The 22,148-nt window shown below is 64.6% G+C and carries 20 protein-coding genes and 1 pseudogene; 1 reads left to right on the top strand and 20 read right to left on the bottom strand.

Features of this window, described 5'->3' with window-relative positions; translation table 11 throughout:
• Positions 1-3: 3 nt before the first annotated feature.
• The 19 genes and pseudogenes from Atro_RS04160 to Atro_RS04070 all read right to left on the bottom strand — a co-directional run bounded on the left by Atro_RS04160 (position 4) and on the right by Atro_RS04070 (position 20,459).
• Entirely contained in the window at positions 4-1,110 is a 1,107-nt protein-coding gene (locus Atro_RS04160; RefSeq protein WP_497926560.1) for a glycosyltransferase family 4 protein, read from the bottom strand.
• Entirely contained in the window at positions 1,107-2,375 is a 1,269-nt protein-coding gene (locus Atro_RS04155; RefSeq protein WP_497926559.1) for a glycosyltransferase family 4 protein, read from the bottom strand. The genes Atro_RS04160 and Atro_RS04155 overlap by 4 nt, the downstream gene beginning before the upstream one ends.
• Positions 2,372-2,920, bottom strand: a complete 549-nt coding sequence (locus Atro_RS04150) for a glycosyltransferase (protein ID WP_497926558.1) — start codon at positions 2,918-2,920, stop codon at positions 2,372-2,374. Before Atro_RS04150 ends, Atro_RS04155 begins: the two co-directional genes overlap by 4 nt.
• Positions 2,917-3,501 carry a glycosyltransferase gene (locus Atro_RS04145; RefSeq protein ID WP_497926557.1) on the bottom strand — a complete coding sequence of 195 codons (585 nt, stop codon included), beginning with the start codon at positions 3,499-3,501 and terminating at the stop codon, positions 2,917-2,919. The genes Atro_RS04150 and Atro_RS04145 overlap by 4 nt, the downstream gene beginning before the upstream one ends.
• On the bottom strand, positions 3,470-4,612 hold the full coding sequence (locus Atro_RS04140) for a glycosyltransferase (RefSeq protein WP_497926556.1): 1,143 nt from the start codon (positions 4,610-4,612) through the stop codon (positions 3,470-3,472). Before Atro_RS04140 ends, Atro_RS04145 begins: the two co-directional genes overlap by 32 nt.
• A complete protein-coding gene (locus tag Atro_RS04135; RefSeq protein ID WP_497926555.1) occupies positions 4,609-5,574 on the bottom strand; it encodes a glycosyltransferase family 2 protein in 966 nt (321 codons plus the stop codon). The genes Atro_RS04140 and Atro_RS04135 overlap by 4 nt, the downstream gene beginning before the upstream one ends.
• Positions 5,575-5,611: 37 nt before the next feature.
• Positions 5,612-6,442: a glycosyltransferase domain-containing protein gene (locus Atro_RS04130; RefSeq protein ID WP_497926554.1), complete on the bottom strand. Its 831-nt coding sequence runs from the start codon at positions 6,440-6,442 to the stop codon at positions 5,612-5,614.
• Positions 6,443-6,590: 148 nt separating this feature from the next.
• Positions 6,591-7,502 carry a glycosyltransferase family 2 protein gene (locus Atro_RS04125; protein WP_497926553.1) on the bottom strand — a complete coding sequence of 304 codons (912 nt, stop codon included), beginning with the start codon at positions 7,500-7,502 and terminating at the stop codon, positions 6,591-6,593.
• Between the two features lie 33 nt (positions 7,503-7,535).
• Positions 7,536-8,858 carry a UDP-glucose dehydrogenase family protein gene (locus Atro_RS04120; protein WP_497926552.1) on the bottom strand — a complete coding sequence of 441 codons (1,323 nt, stop codon included), beginning with the start codon at positions 8,856-8,858 and terminating at the stop codon, positions 7,536-7,538.
• Between the two features lie 92 nt (positions 8,859-8,950).
• Positions 8,951-9,931: a glycosyltransferase gene (locus tag Atro_RS04115; RefSeq protein ID WP_497926551.1), complete on the bottom strand. Its 981-nt coding sequence runs from the start codon at positions 9,929-9,931 to the stop codon at positions 8,951-8,953.
• Positions 9,932-10,291: 360 nt separating this feature from the next.
• Positions 10,292-11,191 (bottom strand): ATP-grasp fold amidoligase family protein, encoded by a 900-nt coding sequence (locus tag Atro_RS04110; RefSeq protein WP_497926550.1) that lies wholly within the window; start codon positions 11,189-11,191, stop codon positions 10,292-10,294.
• 29 nt (positions 11,192-11,220) lie between these two features.
• Entirely contained in the window at positions 11,221-13,065 is a 1,845-nt protein-coding gene (locus tag Atro_RS04105) for an ABC transporter ATP-binding protein (RefSeq protein ID WP_497926549.1), read from the bottom strand.
• 59 nt (positions 13,066-13,124) lie between these two features.
• A pseudogene (locus Atro_RS04100) lies at positions 13,125-14,227 on the bottom strand (NAD-dependent epimerase/dehydratase family protein).
• Entirely contained in the window at positions 14,224-15,501 is a 1,278-nt protein-coding gene (gene tviB / locus Atro_RS04095) for a Vi polysaccharide biosynthesis UDP-N-acetylglucosamine C-6 dehydrogenase TviB (protein ID WP_497926548.1), read from the bottom strand. Before tviB ends, Atro_RS04100 begins: the two are co-directional and overlap by 4 nt.
• Before the next feature lie 71 nt (positions 15,502-15,572).
• On the bottom strand, positions 15,573-17,039 hold the full coding sequence (locus Atro_RS04090; protein WP_497926547.1) for a polysaccharide biosynthesis tyrosine autokinase: 1,467 nt from the start codon (positions 17,037-17,039) through the stop codon (positions 15,573-15,575).
• 11 nt (positions 17,040-17,050) lie between these two features.
• Positions 17,051-17,506 carry a hypothetical protein gene (locus Atro_RS04085; RefSeq protein WP_497926546.1) on the bottom strand — a complete coding sequence of 152 codons (456 nt, stop codon included), beginning with the start codon at positions 17,504-17,506 and terminating at the stop codon, positions 17,051-17,053.
• Positions 17,488-17,781: a Wzz/FepE/Etk N-terminal domain-containing protein gene (locus Atro_RS04080; protein WP_497926545.1), complete on the bottom strand. Its 294-nt coding sequence runs from the start codon at positions 17,779-17,781 to the stop codon at positions 17,488-17,490. Before Atro_RS04080 ends, Atro_RS04085 begins: the two co-directional genes overlap by 19 nt.
• Before the next feature lie 32 nt (positions 17,782-17,813).
• The gene (locus tag Atro_RS04075) at positions 17,814-18,260 is read right to left on the bottom strand and encodes a low molecular weight protein-tyrosine-phosphatase (protein WP_497927603.1); all 447 of its coding nucleotides are present in this window, start codon (positions 18,258-18,260) and stop codon (positions 17,814-17,816) included.
• An 819-nt stretch (positions 18,261-19,079) separates the two neighbouring features.
• Positions 19,080-20,459 (bottom strand): MATE family efflux transporter, encoded by a 1,380-nt coding sequence (locus Atro_RS04070; protein WP_497926544.1) that lies wholly within the window; start codon positions 20,457-20,459, stop codon positions 19,080-19,082.
• Between the two features lie 149 nt (positions 20,460-20,608).
• Here Atro_RS04070 and pdxB point away from each other — a divergent pair, with 149 nt between their 5' ends.
• Positions 20,609-21,751 carry a 4-phosphoerythronate dehydrogenase PdxB gene (gene pdxB, locus Atro_RS04065; protein WP_497926543.1) on the top strand — a complete coding sequence of 381 codons (1,143 nt, stop codon included), beginning with the start codon at positions 20,609-20,611 and terminating at the stop codon, positions 21,749-21,751.
• A 3-nt stretch (positions 21,752-21,754) separates the two neighbouring features.
• Here the strand turns inward: pdxB and Atro_RS04060 are convergent, their stop codons facing one another.
• Entirely contained in the window at positions 21,755-21,955 is a 201-nt protein-coding gene (locus Atro_RS04060) for a PA1571 family protein (RefSeq protein WP_497926542.1), read from the bottom strand.
• Positions 21,956-22,148 lie beyond the last annotated feature (193 nt).

Genomic DNA, 22,148 nt, shown 5'->3' with positions numbered 1-22,148 from the left:
GCATTACCTCGGCGTCGTTGAGGTTTTGGCGGGAGCCGCGTTGCTGCCGGCAGGCAGCGCCGCGGCCAGGGTTTCCAGCAGCAGCGGGAGCTGGCGCTGCAGGCAGTAGCGGTTCTCCACGGCTTGGCGCCCGGCGCGGCCCAGGCGTTCCCGCTCGGAGACCGAGGTCAGCAGGCGGGACAGGGCGTCGCTCCAGTCTGCTCCGGTGTCGGCCAGCAGGCCGGCCCCGGCGTACTCGACGATCTCCCGGTTGGCGCCGCTCGGCGAGGCCACCAGCGGCACGCCGCAGGCCATGTACTGGATCAGCTTGTAGCCGCACTTGCCACGCTCCCAGGGCCCGTCGGCCAGCGGCATGAGGCCGATGTCCATGCGCCGGATCAGCGCCGCCTCGCGTTCCTCGCTCCAAGGCTCGATCTGTACCTCGAGGCCGGGCAGCCGGCTGCGGATCTCCGCGGTCGCACCGACCAGCAGCAAGCGCGCGCCATGCTGGCGGCAGGCCTGTTGCAGGGGCTCGCGGATGTCCAGCAGGTATTTCTGGGTGGACGGCGAGCCGATCCAGCCGATCACCGGGTGCGTGGTCGGGGCCGCGATCCGCGGCCGGTAGCGGCCGTGCTCGACCACCGTGGGAATCACCGTCACCCGCGTCGCGCCGGCGGCGCGGGCACGCTCGGCCAGGTAGCGGTTGCCGGCGATCACTCCGCTGGCGCGGCGCATGAGCGCATCGACCTTGCCGCCCAGCAGGCGGCGGACCAGGGGGGTTCTCGCCAGGTCGTAGTTGTGGAACACCGCATCGTCGTAGTCGACCACCCAGGGCGTATCCAGGTGGCGCTCGGCCCAGGCCGGCAGGTAGGGGAAGAGCTCCTTCTCGATCCACAGCAGGTCGTGGTCGCCGGCTTTGGCGAGCACGGCCAGGCGGCGCAGGTAAAGCGCGGCGATCCGCAGCGGCGAACGCTTGTCCCGGCGGTAGAAGCTTTCCAGGTAGGCCTCGTCGAACAGGCTCTGCACCCGGACCTCGTGGCCGGCGGCCTCGAGGTGGGGCAGGTACTGCAGGGTGCGCAGCCGGCTGCTGGCGCCCGTGCGCGGGTAGCGGGTGAGCAGGAGGATCTTCATCGCGGTTCTCCGCGGGGCTGGCCGCCGGACAGGGGGGCGTGCAGAGGCGCTGCCGGCACGGCCGTTCGCAGGGGCGTCAGGGCCGCCGCGTAGGCGTCGGCGCTGGCTTCCAGGGAAAAGTGGCGCAGGCCGGTGTTCCGGCAGCGCTCGCGCCAGGCTTCCCGCTGCGGCAGGACCTCGGCGCAGAACCAGCGGGCCGCCCGGGCCAGTTCGGCGTCGTCCGGCCCGCCCAGCAGGAGCCCGGCGTCGGCGGCGATGGCGTCGGTGTCGCCGATGCCGGGGCTGGCCAGCACCGGCAGGCCGCAGAGCAGGTACTCGCCGAGCTTGATGGGCGCCACGCCGCGCATCGAGAAGCTGCTCCGGCGCAGCGCCAGGCCCAGGTCGGCGCAGGCCAGGTAGGCCGGCACCGCCTGGCCCGGCACGCTGCGGCTCGAAACCGCCGGGGCCAGCGCGGCGAAGCGCTCCAGGGCGGGCCGCAGCAGCTCCGGCGAGCCGCTTAGCATGAGCAGGCGGGCATCGGCGCGGAGCTGCCGGACCTGTCCGAACAGGCGGAACATTTCCTCCAGGCAGTACTGCGGGCCGAGCGAGCCGGCATAGACCAGCAGCGGCGTATCGGCGGCCAGGCCCAGCTGCTCGCGCATCCGCAGGCGCGAGCCGGCATCTCCCGGGCTGAAGCGTCGGATGTCGCGGCCGTTGCCGACTACCTGGAACTTGCCGGGGGCGGTGCCGGCGCCGGCCCGCGCCAGGAGGATCTCCACCGCCTGCCGCGAGCGGGTCAGCACGCGGTCGGCCCGGCGCACGGCCTGGGCCTCGACGTCGCGCAGCAGGCGCTGGATCAGGCCGGACGGCGATTGGCCGGCGAACTCGACGCGCTCGTCCAGCGGCAGACCGTCGGCATCGAAGACCATCGGCAGCGGACGGCCGCGCAGTGCCAGCAGGGTGGCCAGGGCCGGCAGCGTGCTGCGCGGCATCACCGCGTCGATCTGCTGCTCGTCGATCGCCCGGCGGATCAGCCGGGCGCCCTCGAGTGCGGTCAGCAGGGCGCCGAGGGCGCGGGGCCGGCGGCGGATCCGTTGCGCCCGATAGGCGAGCCCGGCCTGCCGGCAGGCCTGGCTGCGCTGCTCGATGAGCGCCTCGTCGCCCCAGGTGAACTGCAGGACGTGGACGTGCAGCCCAATTCCGGCCAGGCGCTGGAAGATCGGCAGGAACAGGCTTTCCAGGTAGGTGACCTGCGGGCCGTCCCAGGTGACGAAGAGGATGTTCATGGGCCGATGCGCTCTGCCGCGAGCCGCTGGTAGAGATGGTCGACGTCGCGGACGTAGCGTTCCGCGCCGAAGTTGGCCGCGGCCAGGCGCTGGCCGGCCCGGCCCATGGCCTGGCGTCGGGCCGGGTCGCGCCGCAGGTTCAGGATGGCCTCGGCGAGCGCCTGCGGCTGGCCGGGCGGCACCAGCAGGCCGCTCGTGCCTTCGTCGACCACGCCGGGGATGCCGCCGACCCGGGTCGCCACCACCGGCAGCGCGGCCTGCATCGCCTCGACCAGCACCAGGCCGAAGGCCTCCATGGCCGAGGCGAGGGCGAAGACGTCCATGAGCGCGTAGCAGGGCTGCGGATCGGCCTGGTAGCCGGCGAAACGCACCTGGGCGGCGACCCCGAGCCTCTCGGCCAGTTCGCGCAGCGCCCCTTCGTCCGGTCCCTTGCCGACCACCAGCAGGCGCGCCTCGGGGCAGGCCGGCAGCAGCACGGCCAGCGCGCGGAGCAGGTCGCTGACGCGCTTGTGGCGATCGAGCAGGCGGCCGACGGTGCCGATCACGAAATGTTCCGGTGCCAGCTCGAAGCGCTCGCGCAGCGCGCGGATCTGCGCGGCCTCGGGGGGGCCGCCTCGGCCACCCCGTTGTTGATCAGGGTGACCTTGCTGCGCGGGAGATGCAGGCGCCCGAGCAGGTACTGCTCGACCGCGGGCGACACCGCCACCATCTGGTGGCTCAGCGCGCCGAGCAGGCGCAGCAGCAGGTGCCCGCGCCAGCGGCGGTTGACCGGGTCGGAGGTTTCCTCGCCGATGATCACCGGCACCCCGGCGAGCCGGCCGAGGACGGTGGCCAGGGACACGCCCTCGAACACCGCGCCGTGGATGATGTGCGGGCGGAATTCGCGCACCACGTGCAGGGCGCGCCGGTACGGCTCGCGGTCCAGCACGCCGCGGAACACGCCGACGGCATGCAGCGGGCAGCCGGCCTCGGCGAAGTGCGCCGGCAGCCCGCCCACGGCCTTGGTGCAGACCAGCGCCTGCTCGTAGCGCGCGCCGTCCAGCCGCCGGGCCAGGGTCAGGCGCCGCTGCTCGACGCCGCCGGAGCCGACCGTTTCAAGACAGTGCAGAATCCGTATCTTGTCCATGTTCGCCTCGGGCCTTTCGCGGGACGAATTGCCGGTACAGGGTTTCCAGCCGGGCCTTGTAGTGGGCGGCTTCGAAGCGCCCCTCGACCGCGCTGCGCGCCTGCTGGCCCATGGCTAGCAGTTGCTCCGGGCCGAGCCGCCAGGCCGCCTCGAGCGCCGTGGCGAGGGCATCCGGCGTCGCTTCCGGCAGCAGCCAGCCGGTCAGGCCGGGCTCGACGATTTCCGGCGCGCCGCCCACCGCGGTGGCGATGACCGGAACGCCGCAGCCCATGGCCTCGACCAGAGCCAGGCCGAAGCCCTCGGAGCGCGAGGGCTGGACGTAGACGTGGCACTGGCGGATGTGCTCGTCGGGCGTCGCCCGGTAGCCCAGCAGGTGCACGCATTCCTCCAGCTCCCGGGCGCGGATCGCGGCTTCGAGGGGCGCCCGCTCGCGGCCTTCGCCGATCAGCCAGAACTCCACGGGAATGCCGCGGGCCAGCAGCCGGTCGGCGGCCTCGACCAGCGCCATGGGGTTCTTGACGGCCTCCAGGCGGCCGACGAAGCCGACGCGCAGCGCTCCCGGCATCGCCGCCTGAGCGCTGCGTCCGGTCGGCAGCTTGACCGGGTTGTAGACCCGCACCGCCTTGGCCGGCGGCACCTCGCCGCTGGCGACCAGCCAGCCGGTCACCGCATCGGAGATGCCGATGACGCAGTGGGCGCAGCGGTAGAGCTGGCGGAACACCCGGCGGGCCCGCTCGCTGTGGGTCGGGATGCCGATCTCCTCGCCGATCCGCACCGGCACGCCGGCCAGCCGGGCGGCGATCAGGCCGTGGAAGTTGGCCTCGGCGCCGTGGGCGTGCAGCACCGTCGGGCGCAGCTGCCGGAACAGCCGGAACAGGGCGAGGATGGCCGCCGGGCTGGGAATCCTCGCCGGCTGGTGCAGGCAGCGAACCGGCGCGCCGAGCCGGTTCAGCTCGCGTTCTGCGGCGCCCCCGTCGCCGATGGCGCAGAACAGGTGCTGCATGTCGCCCGTGGGCTGTTCGGCCAGAAGCTCCATGCGTTTTTCCACGCCGCCGAAATTCAGCGAGGTGAGCAGGTGGATGACCGAGGGTTGCCGGGGGGCGGGCGTCATGGCCGGACCATGTCCTTGAGCGCGCTTTTCCAGCCGGCGAAGCCCTGGTAACCGCCCGACAGCCAGAAGCGCAGCAACTCGGGAGGGCGGCGCCAGCGCGGGCGCGAGGCGATCTCGAGGCGTTTTTCGAGTGGCGGGAGCTTGCCTTGCAGGGTGGCGATCGTTTGCTCGACGAGCTCGCCGGCGCCCAGGGCTTTCAGTTGGCGAGTCCTTTTTTTGAGCCTGCTTATGTACAGGTTCGTGGCGATGATCTGGTGCTTCCAGCCGCCGCTGGCATCGCGGATGCCGTAGTGGGTGAGCTTGCTCAGCCGGGAGAGCTTTCCGGCGCTGCTGGTGAGGCTGTGCGAGGTGTTCTTGCCATGCCTTCGGTAGATTTGCAGCGGCTGCTCGACGATCAGCCGGAGCTGGCAGAAATCGCCGAGGCGACTGATCCAGGCATCGTGTGTGCCGATCTCGACGGGGATCGGCAGCACGATGTCGAGCCAGGGTTTTCTCAGCGCCGTGCAGCAACCGGCTTTCATGTAGGACTTTTCGAGGCCGAGCGCGCGGATGTTGTCCAGGGTGGTGCCGTTGGAAAGCTGCAGGTCGTGACTGGCAATTTTCTGGTTGTTGGTGACGAGCATCTTCTCGGGGTGGGCGATGAAGGCCTTTTCTATGGTTTCCAGCTTGTTTTCCAGCCAGACGTCGTCCTGGTCGCTGAGGAAGAGGATGTCTCCCGTGCACAGCGACAGCGCTTTCTCGAAATTCTTTATGAAGCCCAGGTTCTTTTCGTTCCGATGGATGAACACGGGAAACGGAGCCCGGCTCCGAAAGTCCGTCAGGATGGCAATGGTGCTGTCGTGGGAGCAGTCGTCGCAGACCACCAGTTCGTCGGGCTGCCGGCTCTGGCGGAGGAAACTGTCCAGTTGTTCCGGCAGATAGCGCGATCCATTGTAGGTGGCCATGGCAATGGAAATTTTCATGGCTGGTTCGAAGATCCTGTGTCGGGGCGAAATCCGCTTATCTCGATTGCACGCCGTTGGGCCTGGGGTAGGTCAGGCTGGTCAGGTGCCTGATTATCTTCTTGTATGCCTTGCGCATATAAAACCGCGTTAAATAAGTCGAATAGCGGTAATGGCAGAGATAGTGCTCGGCGGGTGGATGGCGCAGGTGCTTTTCGCGCAGGGAGAAATATTTGCTTTTTCCGTGTGCGTTGTCGTCACCCATGACGGTGAAGTTGAGGTTGTGCTTGAACGCTATATAGTTGAAGGAAAGCTGGTCCCGCCGGCTTCGGTGGAGCACCATTTCCCACCAGGCGTTCATGGCCTGTTCCAGTGCTGCCGTTTTTTTCCTGAGCAGGACATTGCATTCGGTCAGCCCGTTTCTTTCCGGATAGCCCTGCCTTTTCAGGAATTCGATGTGGTCCTTTATCACATCGACAGAGTCCTTCTTGCGGGACAGACAGGCCATGGCTTCTTCGTAGACGCAGTTTCTCGAGGGGTGTTTGAAGGTAACCAGATCATGCTCGTCAAGCAGCCCGATCAGTTCGTTCACATCGCCTATGATGTCGATGTTTCCATCTATCCATATGGTGTAGTCGTAGTGTTCGAGGGCCGGGTGTCCGACTATCTTGGGTTTTCTCGACTTTCTGACGCTGTCCAGATGCGCGTACTTTTCGTCGAGAGGGATGATTTTCCAGAACCGGGATTGGATATCGCAGTCGGTGAACGCCAGATAGTCGATGTTTCCCTCTGTGGACTTGTAGGTCGGCTCTTCCAGATGATCATAGCCTGCCGTTATGGCCGTATATATGGCTATTTTCTTGCGTGTGGCTGTGCTGGTCTGGTCCATATCGAGTGATTCTTGAGTGGTATGTTGTCGCTCAGCGATATTGTCTTGCCGATCTGGATGTGTCTCACGGAGTTACTGTCGACTGGCTTCGTCGATGAAGCGTTTCTGGCGTTATAGGCGATGCGGGATTCGACGACCCGATTGTCTTCTAGTCGGTCTTCAATCCCAGGTTTTTCAAGGTCTGGTGCAGCAGGGGTTTCACTCGGTTTTGGCACTTGTTCATGTGCTGGCGTAGATAGGCACGCAAGGGCGTGGAGCTTTTCTTGTAGAGCGTGTTTTTCCACATGTCCTTCAGGGAAAACTCCTTTCTGACCAGACGCGCATAAGAGGTCAGGATATAGCTGGATTTCTCGTCGTAGATATCCTTGTTTCTTTCGTGCAGTTCTTCGAGGGCAACGTCCAGCGGGATGCTTCGGGAAACGCGTAGTGCGCCGGCTTCATGGTCGTGATGCAGAACGTAAAGCGGCGTTCGCTCCCGGTAAAAGTATCCGCCGTACCGGCTGCACAGGCGCAGCCAGGTATCCCAGTCCTGCAGGCGCCTGACGTCCTCCTTGAAACCGCCGATGCTCTGCAGTCGGCTCGTTCTGGTCAGTACCTGATTGGAAGCCACGTTCTTGATGAGCAATTGCTGAAGCGTGAGCAGGCAATTCTCCGGCGGATAATAGAGTTTGGCTTCCTGATCGGGACGTTTGCTCCAGAAGTTGCTGCAAACAAAAGCGTATTTGTCGTTCCAGATATTCAGCAGACGCTCGAGTCGCTCGGGGAGAAATTCGTCGTCGTCGTCCAGTCCGGTAATGAAGTCGCCGCGGGCGGCGAAGATTCCCAGGTTGCGTGCACTGCAGGCGCCATGCGGGACGGCGTTGCGCAAATAGCGGATCTTGGGATTGTCTTGGATCAGTTGCGAAATGCGCTCGGCGTTTTCTTTCGTGGAGCCGTCGTCGCATACCAGAATTTCATAGTTTTCGTAGGTCTGGTTGAGTGCCGACCGCAAGGCACGTTCGAATTTTTCGGCCCTGTTGTGCGTGGGAATATAAACACTGACCAAAGGATTCGCGCGCATGCCTTGTACCTTGCTGAATGGTGTCTTTGCCACTTAACGGCCGATCGAGTAATAAGTGATGCCTTTTTTCTGCAGGCGTCCCGGTTCGAACAGGTTGCGCCCGTCGAAGATCACAGGCTGTCTGAGCTGCTGCTTGATGAACTCGAAGTCCGGTGCCTTGAAGGCCTGCCAGTCGGTGACGATCACCAGGGCGTCGGCATCCTTCAGGGCGGCTTCCTTGGTGCCGCAGAGGGTCAGGTCGGTGCGGTTGCCGTACAGGCGCTGGGCTTCCTCCATGGCCTCCGGGTCGTAGGCCTGCACCCGGGCACCGGCGTTCCAGAGCGCCTCCATCAGGGTGCGGCTGGGCGCTTCGCGCATGTCGTCGGTCCTCGGCTTGAAGCTCAGCCCCCAGATGGCGAAGGTGCGGCCCTGCAGTGCGCCTTCGAAGTGGTGGCTGATCTTCTTGTACAGGTTGGTCTTCTGTTCCTTGTTGCGCTGCGCCACCGCCTTCAGCAGCTTGGCGTCGAAGTCGATGTTCTCGGCGGTGCGGATCAGCGCCTGGACGTCCTTGGGAAAGCAGGAGCCGCCGTAGCCGGCGCCGGCATAGATGAAGTCGTAGCCGATGCGCGGGTCGGAGCCGATGCCGCGGCGGACCATTTCGATGTCGGCGCCGAGCATCTCGGCCAGGCTGGCCATTTCGTTCATGAAGCTGATCTTGGTCGCCAGCATGCAGTTGGCGGCGTACTTGGTCAGCTCGGCGCTGTGCGCGTCCATGACGATGATCTTTTCGTGGTTGCGGTTGAAGGGCGCGTACAGTTCGCGCATCACGTCTTCGGCATCGTGGCTGGTGGTGCCGATGACGATGCGGTCGGGGCGCATGCAGTCGACGACGGCCGAGCCCTCCTTGAGAAATTCCGGGTTGGAGACCACCTCGAAGGTCAGCTCCTCGCGCCCCCGCCGGGCGAGAACTTCGGCAACCCGGGCGGCGACCCGGTCGGCGGTGCCCACCGGGACGGTGGACTTGTCGACGATGACCTGGTGGCGCTCCATGTGCTCGGCGATGGTTTCCGCCACGGCGAGTACGTATCGCAGGTCGGCGGAGCCATCTTCGTCGGCGGGCGTGCCGACCGCGATGAACTGCACTTCGCCGCGCTTGACGCCCTCGGCGGCGTCGGTGGTGAAGTTGAGGCGGCCGGCGGCATGGTTTTCCCGGACCAGTGTCTCCAGTCCCGGCTCGTACAGGGGGATATGGCCTTGGCTCAGGCGCTCGATCTTTTCCTCGTCGATATCGACGCACAGCACGTCGTGACCCACTTCCGCCAGAACGGCGCTTTGTACCAGTCCGACATAACCGATTCCGAATACGGTGACTTTCATGGTTATCCATCCCTATGCTTGCCGAGTAGATATATGCCGTGCCGCTTTACGAACCATGTTCCTTGTCAGGGAGCCGTCGGGGCAGAACTCGATCACGAATAGTTCGACTGATGACGGACGATGTCTTTCAAAGCACTCTTCCAGCCGGAGAAGTCGTTGTAATCGCCACGCAGCCAAAGTTTCATTATTTTGGGAAAGCGTTTGAGTCGATTTTGAGTGTTGTTTTGGATCCGGGATTCCAGTGCGCTTATTCTTCTGTCCAGTCGCCGTATGGCGATTTCTTGGCGTGCCAGCAAGCCTAGTGTTTCCAGAACTTCCGTTCTTTCCTGCAGGCGCCGTTTCGCCCAGCACGTTCTATTGAGCTCCCGTCGCCAGGCGGCGGTTTTATCGGCGAGTCCGTACATCTTGATGGAGTCGAGTGGATTCATCTTTTCCGCTTTGCTGGCGTGCCACTGGGATACGTTTTTGCCATGGCGGCGATAATATTGCTGGGGCGGCAGGTGAAGAGCCCGGACCTCCAGGATCGAAGCCAGTTTGTGGATCCAGCTGTCATGGCCGACGGCTTCGGCGGGGATGGGCAGCACGACCGAGAGCCACTCCCGGCGTAGCGCCGTGGCACAGCCGGAAACATAGGTTTCCGCGCGGGAGCCGAGGGCGAGGATATTGCCCAGTTGGGTCTGTCGAGAGGGGACGAGATTTTCGTCGGCGATGACCATGTCGGTATGGACGACGAAGATATCCGGGCGGGCCAGGAATACCTGGGTCATTTCCAGGAGTTTCGTGTCGAACCAGTAGTCGTCCTGATCGCTCAGAAAGATAAGGTCGCCGCTACAAAGCGAAAGGGCTCTTTCGAAGTTCTTCCGGTAGCCGAGTCGGGTCGGATTCTGCTCGATTCTTACTTCGAACGGAGCGTCGCTTCGAAACTTGCGCAGAATCGCCAGGGTCGCGTCGTCGGACCCATCGTCACACACGACGATTTCGTCGGGTGTTTGCTTCTGGCGAAGAAAACTATCCAGTTGTTCCGGCAAGTATCGAGCACCATTGTAGGTGGTCATGGCGATTGAAATTTTCACGGCCGATGTCTCTGTGATCTTGCGCCTGTTCCGACGCGGGCTGAGTTACGGCAACTGAACCACGGGGATCTGTAAAATGGATGTCGGCGGTGTCGGGCGCGCGCCGCTTCGCGGTATTCATGGCCGGTCTAGTGGCCTGTTTGGTTAGTTCAGTTAGTCAATTTCGGCGCCCATGGCTTCGATACTGCGTTGCCACTCCTCGCCATAGCCCTGCTATGACTCGTCGCGGCGCCTTGTCTCGGAACCATGGTCATCCGAACTTGAGTTAACAAACTAACCGCACAGGCCACTAGAGGCTGGCGATGCCCAGTTGCTCGGGCTGTGGCGGACGCTCCGGCCAGCCAAATTTGCTACCCAATATCAGATCCCATTCGGGGGCAGAAACCGGTAGTCGCCCGCTGCCGGGGTAATGGTCAGTTCACCGACATATATTTTTCCCTCATGCCGATAACAATCCACGCGCAAATAGCCGAACGGGGCCGACAGCCTTTTGGCAATGTCGAGCATTTCCGGCAGTTCCTTTGGTTCGGCGAATAAGGGCGGATCGTGGCTGGGTTCCTTTTGGGCTCTGGCGCGATTGAAGGGAGCGATGGACCAGTCTTCGAGAAACAAGTTCTGGGTCATTTTCTTTTCGAAGCGGCCTTGCATGACCTGGATGAATACATAGGGCTGGCTGTCTGACGCGCCGTTGAACACATTGAACTTGTAGTCGTCCGGAGGCTTGCCGTTCGACAGCAGGGCTTTTTCGAAAAGGATTTTCGGCCGGATGCGGCCATAGTGTTTTTCTCGCGCTATTTTGGAGAAGTCCTTCTTCAGCCAGGCATCGGCAGTGCGGATCAACTCTTCAGGGTCCTCTTGCGATTTGTCGACGATTATTCGGGTCTGGTGCGAGCTATGGTTGGCTTTCATCACGAAGCTGTCGGGCAACCTTTCGAAAGTTTCCCTCTCGACTTTGTCGCAGATGAGATAGCAGGGCACCAGATACTGCGCGCCCACGATCCTTTCTATGTATTCGCGGGAGCGGACCTTGTCGGCCAAAATCGAGAATATCGGTGCGGGATAGCGCATCCGATGGAAGATCTTTTCGGAAAAGCACCTGGGTTTTCTGAAGTTGCATAATTTCTCATGCAGCATGAAATATCGTCGTTGATAGAAAAGGGACTCCGGAATTATATGTTCGAGTAGTTTCCTGGCCGGGCCATCGACTCCCATGGCCTTGAGCAGGCGCCTTTTCTTGAGCGAGGATGCGATGCTTTTCATGCTGCAGTCGGCACAAGGTATGAAGGTTCCTATGAATATCCGTTTTTAACGGGCAGGCCTTCCTTGGAGACTTCCGTTGAAAGACCGTCAGGAACTGCCGATCGGTGGGCAGAGAATCTGGTCTGGTGTCCTGCGCGCAACAGGCGGCCGCTGGCCAGCTCGTAGATGCAATCGCAATCGCTCAGGGTCGTGGTGCGGTGGGCGATGATGAGTACGGTCAGCTCCGGTCCGAGATCGCGGATGGCCTCCATCACGGCGCTCTCGGTACCGTGGTCCAGGGCGCTGGTGGCTTCGTCGAAGATCAGCACGTCGGCCTGCTTGTAGAGGGCGCGGGCGATGCCGATGCGCTGGCGCTGGCCGCCGGACAGGCGCACGCCGCGTTCGCCGATCTGGGTGTCGTACTGCTCGGCCAGTCCTTCGACGAAGTCGGCGATGTGCGCCTTGCGGGCGGCTTCGCGCAGGCGGCTCCAGTCCACGTCGCGCCGTTCGATGCCGAAGGCGATGTTCTCGGCGATTGAGGTATCGGCCAGGTAGATGCTTTGCGGCACATGGGCGATATGGGCCTGCCAGTCGCGCCGGTTGGCCGGGGTCAGGGGGACGCCGTCGATCAGGATCTGACCGCTGCTGGGCTCCAGCAGGCCCATGAGCAGGTCCAGGGTGGTGCTCTTGCCGCTGCCGGTCTTGCCGACGAAGCCGATGCGGCTGCCCTTGGTGATTTCCAGATTCAGGTGCCTGAGTACCTCCGGGCCCTCGGCGGCATAGCGGAAACCGATGTCGCGCAGTTCGATGCTCCGCTCGAAGGGGATCGGACGCGGCGCTTCCCGGCTCAGGTACTCGACGGGAATGGGTTGTTCCAGCAGGTCGAGCACATCCTCGATGGTGGCCCGGCTGCCCGTGATGGACGCCCAGCTGTTGTAGAGCTGCTGCATCTGCGGCAGCAGGCGCTGCGCGCCGATCGCCAGGGCGCCCAGTATCGGCAGGGCGGCGGCGAGGCCGCCCTCGCGCCAGCTCAGGCCGTAGGCGAGCATCGCGATGGCAAGCATGCCGAAGGCTTCGATCAGGTAGCGAGGCGCACTGCCGAGAAAGGCGTTGGCTACCTGTGCTTTGCGCAAGTCGGCGTCGACCTTGCGGAAGCGCTTGATATAGAGCGGTTGGGAGCCATCGATCAGGATGTCGCGGATGCCGCCGAGGCCCTCCTGGATGGCTTGCAGGCGGATTTGGTGCGCCTGGGCGATGATCCGGCCGTTTTTCCGCAGTTTGCGCCGGGTGCTCAGGCTGATCAGCAGATACAGCAGGCTGAACAGCAGGCCGGCGGCGAGGGCGATTATCGGATCGATCAGGATCAGGGCGGTAAAGATCGCCGTAGTCATGAGGCTGGCGATCAAGCTGTTGATCAGCGGCATGAGCAGGCCGCCGATCACGCTCTGGACCTTGCCCATGCCGGCGATGATCTGGCTGGTATTGCGCGCCACATGGTAGCGGTACGGTTGCAGCAGGGTGCGTCGGTAGACTTCGACGCCCAGGTCGAAGCCGATGCCGTAGGTGGTCTTGCTGCTGGCCCAGGTCAGCGTGACGCGGATGAGCGCGGCGAGCACGGCCATCGTCCCGAACAGTAGGGTGGCCGGCAGCAGGATGTTCTCGTGGCGCCAGCCGAACAGGTTGAACAGCTGCTGTAGCAAGGGATAGTCCTGCGCTTTCTCCGGGGCGGCCAGCAGCGAAAGGAAGGGCAGCACGGCGCCGAAGGTCGCCAGTTCGGCCAGGGTGCCGGCCAGCATGAGCAGGATCAGGCCGAGCAGCTGGAGACGCCGGCGCTTCGACAGATGGATGTAGAGACGTTCGAGAGTCTGACGCAGCGAAGGGGCGGTATCGCGCATGGGCAAGGGCTCGCTTGGCTGGTGGATGGCTGGCTGACGAGTGGTGGCATCCATCTTCTTTATCGCGCGGCAAGTTGTGTGTGCGGTTGGAGCGAGGCGGATGCCGGCACCAGTTCCTGGGCGATGTACCAGGGCATGGCCTGGGCGATGCCGGCCTCTAGGTCGTGATACGGGACGTAGCCCAGCAGGCGCCTCGCCTTGCCGATGTCCGCCAGGGAGTGGCGCACGTCTCCGGGGCGGAAGTCGCGGTAGCGCGGCGCCTTGGCGTAGCGCACGCCGTTTTTCGCCAGGCTCTGCTTCAGCTTGTGGAACAACTGTTCGAGGTCGGTGCGCTCGCCGACGGCGATGTTGTAGACCTGGTTGTGCGCGCAGGCGTCGGCGCAGGCGGCGAGCAGGTTGGCCTGCACGGCGTTGTCGACGTAGCAGAAGTCGCGGCTGGTGCTGCCGTCGCCGTTGATGAACACTTCCTCGTCGCGCAGCATCGCCGCGATCCATTTCGGAATCACCGCGGCATAGGCGCCCTCCGGGTCCTGGTGCTTGCCGAAGACGTTGAAGTAGCGCAGGCCGATGCAGGGCAACCCGTAGTTGCGGGCGAAGGTGTCGGCGTACAGCTCGTTGACGTATTTGCTCACGGCATAGGGGAGAGCGGCCGGCCGATCTGCTCCTCGACCTTGGGCAGGCCGGGGTGGTCGCCGTAGGTGGCGCTGCTGGCGGCGTAGGTGAAGCTTTCGACCCCGGCGTCGCGGGCGGCCACCAGCATGTTGAGGAAGCCGTCGACGTTGGTGGCATTGGTGGCGATGGGGTCTTCCAGCGAGCGCGGCACCGAGCCGAGGGCGGCCTGGTGGAGAACGTGCGCGACCGGACGGGGCCGGCAGCCCGGCACGACCGCCGCGAAGGTCATCGCCTGGCGGCAGTCGTGCAGCTTGCGGATGTCGCCGCGAATGAGCTGGAACCTGGCCCAGCGTTCTGCGGAGGTCCTTTTGCGGACCTCCTCCAGGTTGTGCAGGTGGCCGGTGGCGAAGTTGTCCAGGCCCACCACCCACTGGTCGAGGCCGAGCAGGGTTTCCAGCAGGTTGGAGCCGATGAAGCCGGCCACCCCGGTGACCAGCCAGGTGCCGGGCGCTTGCGGCAACTCGAGGAGCAGGCGTTGGTAGCGTGTCATAGGCGCAGGTCCGCTTCGTCGGGCTTGAGCAGGTACTTGAGGTCGTAGAGGACGTGGTCGGGCTTGCCGAAGCGGCGGATGTTCGGCGCGCCCATGCTGCGGAACTGATGGTGGGCGACGGCGAGGATGATGCCGTCGTAGGCGTTGTCCGGCGGAGCGCCCAGCGGCCTGAGGTCGTAGGCCCGCTGCGCCTCGTCGGCGTCGACCCAGGGGTCGTAGACGTCGACCGAGATGTTGTACTGGCGTAGTTCCTGGATGATGTCGAGGACGCGGGTGTTGCGCAGGTCCGGGCAGTTTTCCTTGAAGGTCAGGCCCATGACCAGGGCGCGCGCGCCGTCGATCTGGATGCGCCGCTTGAGCATGGCCTTGATCAGCTGGGACACCACGTAGCTGCCCATGCCGTCGTTCAGGCGCCGGCCGGCGAGGATGATCTCCGGGTGGTAGCCGATGGCCTCGGCCTTGTGGGTCAGGTAGTAGGGGTCGACGCCGATGCAGTGGCCGCCGACCAGGCCGGGACGGAACGGCAGGAAATTCCATTTGGTGCCGGCCGCCTGGAGCACCGCTTCGGTGTCGATGCCCATGCGGTTGAAGATCACCGCCAGTTCGTTGATCAGCGCGATGTTGAGGTCGCGCTGGGTGTTCTCGATGACCTTGGCGGCTTCGGCGACGCGGATGCTGCCGGCCTTGTAGGTGCCGGCGGTGATGATTTCCCGGTACAGCGCATCGACCAGCTCGGCCACCTCGGGGGTGGAGCCGGAGGTGATCTTGCGGATGCCGGTGATGCGGTGTTCCTTGTCGCCGGGGTTGATCCGTTCCGGGCTGTAGCCGGCGTAGAAGTCGCGGTTGAAGGTCAGGCCGGAAACCCGCTCCAGCACCGGCACGCAGCCTTCCTCGGTGGCGCCGGGGTAGACGGTGGACTCGTAGACGACGATGTCGCCCGGCTTCAGCACCTGGCCGATGGTTTCCGAGGCGCGGATCAAGGGCGTCAGATCGGGCTTCTTGTGCGAGTCGATCGGCGTCGGCACCGTGACGATGTAGAAGTTGCAGTCGGCCAGGCTGGCGATGTCGGCGCTGTAGCGGAGCTGGCGCGCTTCCCGCAGTTCGTGGTCGTCGACTTCCAGGGTTCGGTCGTGACCGGCCTCGAGGGCGGCGATGCGCGCGTGGTCGATATCGAAGCCGACGACCGGCCGGCGCTTGCCGAATTCGACCGCGAGCGGCAGGCCGACGTAGCCGAGTCCGATGATGGCGAGTTTCAGGTCTTCCAGGTTGTGCATGGCGTTGCCCGTGACGATCGGCAGGATGGAAGGGGTTCTCGATCCGGCACCGGCCTGAGCCGGCGCTGTGCTCAGGCGTTGTCCGACTTGTACTCGTAGTGGTAGTAGGCGGCGTGGCCGTAGCCATAGGTGGCGGCACGCTTTTCCAGACCGTTGAAGATGGCGCCCTTGATCTCGATGCCGTTCTGCGCGAAGCGCCTGACGGTCAGTTCGATCTCGCGGGCGGAGCTCAGGCCGAAGCGGGCCACGATCAGGGTGGTGGCCGCCTGCCGGCCGACGATGGCGGCATCGGTGACGGCCAGCAGGGGCGGCGTGTCGAGGATGACCAGATCGTGGCTCGCGCTGGCCTGCTGGAGGGCGGCGGCGAAGCTGGGGTGCATCAGCAGTTCGGAAGGATTCGGCGGGATCTGTCCCCGCGGCAGCAGGAACAGGCCCTCGATCGGGGTCGGGTGGACCACGTCGGCGAAGGCGCAGCGTCCGGCCAGCAGGTCGGACAGTCCCATGCCCGCCTGCATGCCGAGCAGCGAGTGCAGGTGGCCCTTGCGCATGTCCACGTCGACCAGCAGCACGCGCTTGCCGGTCTGGGCGACGACGGCGGCCAGGTTGGCGCAGATGAAACTCTTGCCCGCCTGCGGGCCGGGGCCGGAAATCGCCAGGCGGTTGTCCTGCGCGCCGAGCATGATGAAGTGCAGGCTGGTCCGCAGGCTGCGCAGGGCTTCCATCGCCGGATCGTTCGGCTGGCTGAGGGCGAGCAGCGGGGAGCTCTGGACGGGGCTGGCGGCTGCCCGGCGCCGTGGCTTGAAGTGCGCCTGGCGCTCGCTGAAGGGCACTGCCGCATACACCGGCAGTCCCAGCTGCTCGATGGCCTCCGGGGTCTCCAGGCCCGGGTTGAGCAGCTTGCGCAGCAGCACGAAGCCGATCGCCAGCAGCGCTCCGACCAGTGTGGCGACCAGCATGATGAGGGTTTTGTCCGGGGCGACCTGGCCGCCTTCGAGGACCGCCTGGTCGACGATGCGCACGTTGCCGACGGTGCCGGCGCGAACCAGGTCGAGCTCCTGGGCCCTGTTCAGCAGCTGGGTGTAGATCGCGGTGCCGACCTGGACGTCCCGCGACAGGCGCAGGAGCTCCTGCTGGGTTTCCGGCAGGCTCTGCATCTTCCGGGCGAGTTCGTTCTTGCGCGCGGTCAGGCCCTGGATCTGCATCATCAGGGCCTTGTAGGCCGGATGCTCGGGGGTGAACCGGCGCTCCAGCTCGGCCTGCTGCATCCGCAGTTCGGAGATGCGGCTCTCCAGGCTCACCGACTGGTTGAGCACGGTGCCGGTTTCCATGCCGATGTCGACGGAGCCGTGGCGCTTGCGGTAGTCGTTCAGCGCGCCTTCGGCCTTGTCCAGCTCGCGGCGCACTTCCGGCATCTGTTTGCGGAGGAATTCCAGGCTGCCGTCGGCCTCGGCCGACATGCGCTCGACGTTCTGGTGGACGAACAGGCGGCTGATTTCGTCCACCACCCGGCTGGCGTGCTGGGGGTCGGGGTGGTTCATGGCCACGCTGATCAGGCCGGTATCGCCCCCACTTCGGTGAGTTGCAATGCCCCGCGATAGGTGCGGATGGTGCTCAGCCGGCTCGCCTTGCTCAGCGTGAAGCGGGTGCCCGGCCGTGCCTGCAGTTCGCGGATCTGCAGGCGGATGCCCTGCTGGTCGAGGGCTTCGCCGACCCGCCCCTGAAGCAGCGGCTTGTCCTCGCTGTCCGCCAGGCTGAAGGCGCCGTTCTCCGCGGCTGTCAGCACCAGGCTCTTGCCCGCCCACCGCGGCTCGACGTCGAAGCGGAAGACGTCGATCTTCTCGCCGCCCCAGGCGTATTCCTCCAGGCCGAGGAACGGCTCTGCCAGGCCCTGGCCATGATGGCGGCGGGCAAGATAGTCGCCGATCAGCGGAAAGCGCTGGGGGGTGGCCCGGACATCGAGGTGCAGGTTGTCGACGGCCTGACCGATCACGCTGCGCGAGCGCAACAGTTCGATTTCCGTTCTGGAACTGGAGGCCGGGGTGTTGAACTCGCCCCCATTCCCAGGCCGGGTACGGTACCGCTCTTTCTCTCGATCTGGACCAGGGCGGTGGTTCGGTAGATGGGCGTGGCGAACATGCCGTAGAGCGCGCCGCCCAGGCAGAACAGGGCGGTCACGCCGAGGATCGGCCACTTGTGGTCGAGCAGGGCGCCGAGCAGTTTGCGCAGGTCGATGCCGGCGTCTTCGTGTTCCTGTTGATTGGCGATGGAAGTGGGGTACATGGAGAGTTTCCCTGGAGGAGGCGCTCCGGCAGTCACTGACCCAGGCGCACGGCCCATGCCTCGACGGCCGCGCGGATCTGTCGATAGGCCTGTTCGAAGGCCGTCCGGTCTTGGCGGAACGGGTCCTGGATTTCCAGGTCGTCCTGCCACTTGCCCAGTAGGAAGGTCTTGCCGCGCGCTTCGGGAGCGATCCGATAGATGCCGTCGATATGGCGCCTTTCCATGGCCAGCACCAGGTCCGCCCGTTGCAGCATGCTGCGTTCCAGTTGGCAGGCTCGGTGCAGGGGAGGGCGATGACGGTGTTCGAGGAGTACCGCGCGGGTGGTGGGCTCCATCGGCAGACCGACTTGTGCCGCCAGACCGGCGGAGTCGATCTTCATGTTCCGTTTATGCTGGAAAACCGCTTCGTTCATCAATGCTTGGGCACAAGGACTTCGACATATATTGCCGATGCAGACGATCAATATCCTTTCGAGCACTTTGTGGGCTTCCAAAGTTATGACGTTAAGGTCTGGAAAGGGAGCGTGAGCAAGTATGGCTCTGCCATGGAAACCAGGGCGGATTCGTTGTTCGAATACTTCTTGAATTTCTTCGTGTGACCGAAGTGGCGAAGAAATTGCAATCTTTAAATATATGGCTGCTTTTGGTAGGTACGCTACCGCCCCAGGATTTGGCGTCGGCCTCCTGAAGACGAGTAATAAGCCATTTCAAGACGTGCAGACAACGGCGCGCCGCCTCGCTCAGGCTTGCGTTCGATACTTCGATTGGAGTTGTCGCCGGAATTCTTGCTCGGCATTCCATCCACCGTGCAAACAGCAGCAGGGTACTTCATGGATTCTTTTATATTTATAATGTGGCTATGGTTATTCCTGTTCGATGTTTAGTAGCGAGCCAATGTCACCTTGCTAAACCACAGCTTATATCCATTCAGAAGTTGCAAAGTGTAGTTCAGGGTTTTTGCCGAATTGCTTCCGACCGCTATCAGCCGATAAGCGGTCGTTTTTAGAGAAAGGCAGAAAGTCGGCGCCGTTTCGATATTGCCTGGCTAAGTCGGGTGGAACTTTCTTGGGATTATTCATTGAGCGCGGTCTTATCGATACGAGCGGTTTCGCTTGTTTCTGATGTACTTGTAAAAGCGCTGCGCTTGAATGATCAAGTTATCTTCGCGAGCCGCTTCGGAGAATGACGCAGCGCTTCAATGGCATTCCTGATCGGACATGGAAAGTTCGCAGAGTGCGACGAGGGTGCGAGAAGAACTGCAACCGAAGCGTTGGGAGGGCTGCAGATGCAGGGGGGATTCAATCCGCAGCGGACGTCTGGATATGCCGGCGTGCACTGCGAGCCAGGCGGGTGCCCAGCAGCAGGGCGGCGCAGCTCAGGCCGATCACCATGCCCTGCCAGAGCCCGCGTGGACCGCTGGGGGCGCCGAGCCAGCCGTTCAGGCCCAGGCCATAGCCGATCGGCAGACCGATGCCCCAGTAGGCGAACAGGGTGATCAGCATGATCGCTCGGGTGTCCTGGTAACCGCGCAGGGCGCCGGCGGCGGTCACCTGGATGGCGTCGGAGAACTGGAAGAGCGCGGAATAGAGGAGCAGGCCGCCGGCAATGGCGATCACCGCCGGATCGTTGCTGTAGATGTGCGGGATGTGTTCGCGCAGCAGCAGCATGCTGCCGGCCGCGAAGGCGGCGAAGGCGAGTGCGGCGGCCATGCCGGCGCCGGCGCTGAAGCGGGCGTCGCGCGGGGCGCCGCGGCCGAGGGCGTGGCCGACGCGGACGGTGACGGCCATGCCCAGAGAGTAGGGGATCATGAATACCAGGCCGGAGAAGTTCAGGGCGATCTGGTGCCCGGCGACCACCGTGGCACCCAGGCCGCCGATCAGCAGGGCGATCACCGAGAAGATGCTGGCCTCGGCGAACACCGCCACGCCGATCGGCAGGCCGGTGCCCAGCAGGCGGCGGACGACCGGCCAGTGCGGTCGATCGAAGCGCTCGAACAGCCGGCTTGGCTGGTAGCAGGAGGCCCGTTTCACCCAGAAGAGCATGGCCAGCAGCATGAAGGCCATCACCAGGGCCGTCGCCCAGCCGCAGCCGACTCCGCCCATGGCCGGCAGGCCGAGCTTGCCGTAGATGAAGACGTAGTTGGCGGGAATGTTCAGCAGCAGGCTGGCGATGCCGATCAGCATGCTCGGCCGGGTGCGGCCGAGGCCGTCGCTGAAGCAGCGCAGCACGTGGTACAGGGTCACGGCCGGAATGCCGCAGGCGACCGCGCGCAGATAGCCCGTGGTCGGCCCGATCAGCGTGGGCTCGACCTGCATCAAATGCAGCACGGGCTCGGCATTCCACAGCAGGAGGGCGGCGCCGCCGCCGACGGCCAGAGCCAGCCAGAGTGCCTGACGAACCAGCGGGCCGATCTGTGCCGGCTGGCCGGCGCCATGCAGGTGCGCGACCTGGGGCGTGGTGGCCAACAGGATGCCGGTACTCAACAGGTAAGTGGGCACCCAGAGCGAGTTGCCGAGGGCGACCGCGGCAAGAGCGGCGGGGCCGACCTGGCCGGCCATCAGGGTATCGACGAAGCCCATGGCGATATGCGCCAGTTGCGCGACGATGATCGGCAGGGCGAGGCTGGCGAGCGCGCGCAGTTCGCGGCGCAGCCGCTGCAGGCGCGGTTCGAATGGCATGTCCGGTATTCGCTGGGTGAAGCGGAGGGGCAGGTAGTCTACGCCCTGCAGGGGCTGCGGGAAATCTACGGCGCTACGGGCCGGTCCGCGGCCGGTCGCTCTCTGCCTGACGATGCGCCTAGAATGTGCGGCCTTGAAAGGAGCCCGCCATGCACATCCTCGCCGACGAAAACATTCCCCTGATCGATGCCTTTTTCTCTGCCTTCGGCGAGATCCGCCAACTGCCCGGTCGTGCCATCGAGCGTGATGCACTGGAGGATGCGCAGGTGCTGCTGGTGCGCTCGGTCACCCGCGTCGACGCCCGGTTGCTGGAGGGCAGCCGGGTGCGTTTCGTCGGTACCTGTACCATAGGTACGGATCATCTGGATCTCGACTACCTTCGCCAGCGCGGGATCGCCTGGGCCAGTGCGCCGGGCTGCAATGCCCGCGGTGTGGTCGATTACGTGCTGGGCAGCCTGCTGAGCCTGGCCGAGCGGCAGGGCGTCGACCTGGCTTCCCGCTGCTATGGGGTGATCGGTGCCGGCCAGGTGGGCGGGCGGCTGGTCGAGGTGCTGCGCGGGTTGGGCTGGCGCGTGCTGGTGTGCGACCCGCTGCGCCAGGCGGTCGAGGAGGGCGAATTCGTCGATCTGCCGACCTTGCTGCGCGAGTGCGATGTGCTGAGTCTGCACACGCCGTTGACGCGCACAGGAGCGCATTTGACCTGGCACCTGCTCGGCCGCGAACAGTTGGCGCAGCTACGGCCAGGGAGCTGGCTGATCAACGCCAGCCGCGGCGCGGTGGTGGACAACCGGGCGCTGCGCGAGGTGCTTGCGGCCCGTGCCGATCTGCAGGCAGTGCTGGATGTCTGGGAAGACGAGCCGCAGGTGGATGTCGCTCTGGCTGGACTCTGTCATATCGCCACGCCGCATATCGCCGGCTACAGCCTGGACGGCAAGCTGCGCGGTACGGCGCAAGTCTATCGGGCTTTCTGCGAGCATCTGGGCATGTTGCCGAGTGTGCAGTTGGACGAATTGCTGCCACGGCCCTGGCTTTGCGAGCTGGCGCTGGATGGCGGAGCCGACCCGGCTTGGGTGCTGGCGATGCTGTGCCGGGCCGTGTACGACCCACGCCGCGACGATGCCGAGTTCCGCCGCAGCCTGGGCGGCGACGAGCAGGCCCGGCGCAGCGCCTTCGATGCCTTGCGCAAGCATTATCCGCTGCGCCGGGAAATCGATGGCTTGCGCGTGCGCCTGAACGGCGAGGCGCCGCTGTTGCGGCAATTGGTGCGGGCGCTGGGAACCTTGCCGGTCTAGGTTTCAGTCATCCGTCTTGCGGGCGGCGGGAGGCTGGCGTGGGGCCGCGACCCAGGTCTTGTCGAGAAGGCGGCAAGCTTTCTGGATCATGCCTTCGGTGATCGGGATTTCCCGACCTTGCGTATCGATGATGGCGCCGCCGCTGGGCTGGCGGGAGCGTACCAAGGAGGAATGATGCCGGGGGCTGTGCTTGTGCGGGCTCATGATGATCGGTCTCCTCTCCGCTGATGAGCTGCATTTTGCAGTTTAGCCCGTGGGCGTGGCATGAGGGAGCCATCTGCTGTGTGTCATGGCCGATGCAGAAGGGGGGCTATCGAGTGGCCGGGAGAAAAGCGAGTTGCTGCCGGAATTCCGCTCGCTCCCTGGAGCACCGGTGCAGGTGCTCCAGGGATATATG

This window comes from Azotobacter tropicalis, from assembly GCF_059739045.1.
Note: the sequence above shows the minus strand (reverse complement) of the source record. Positions and strands in the feature narration are given on the sequence as shown.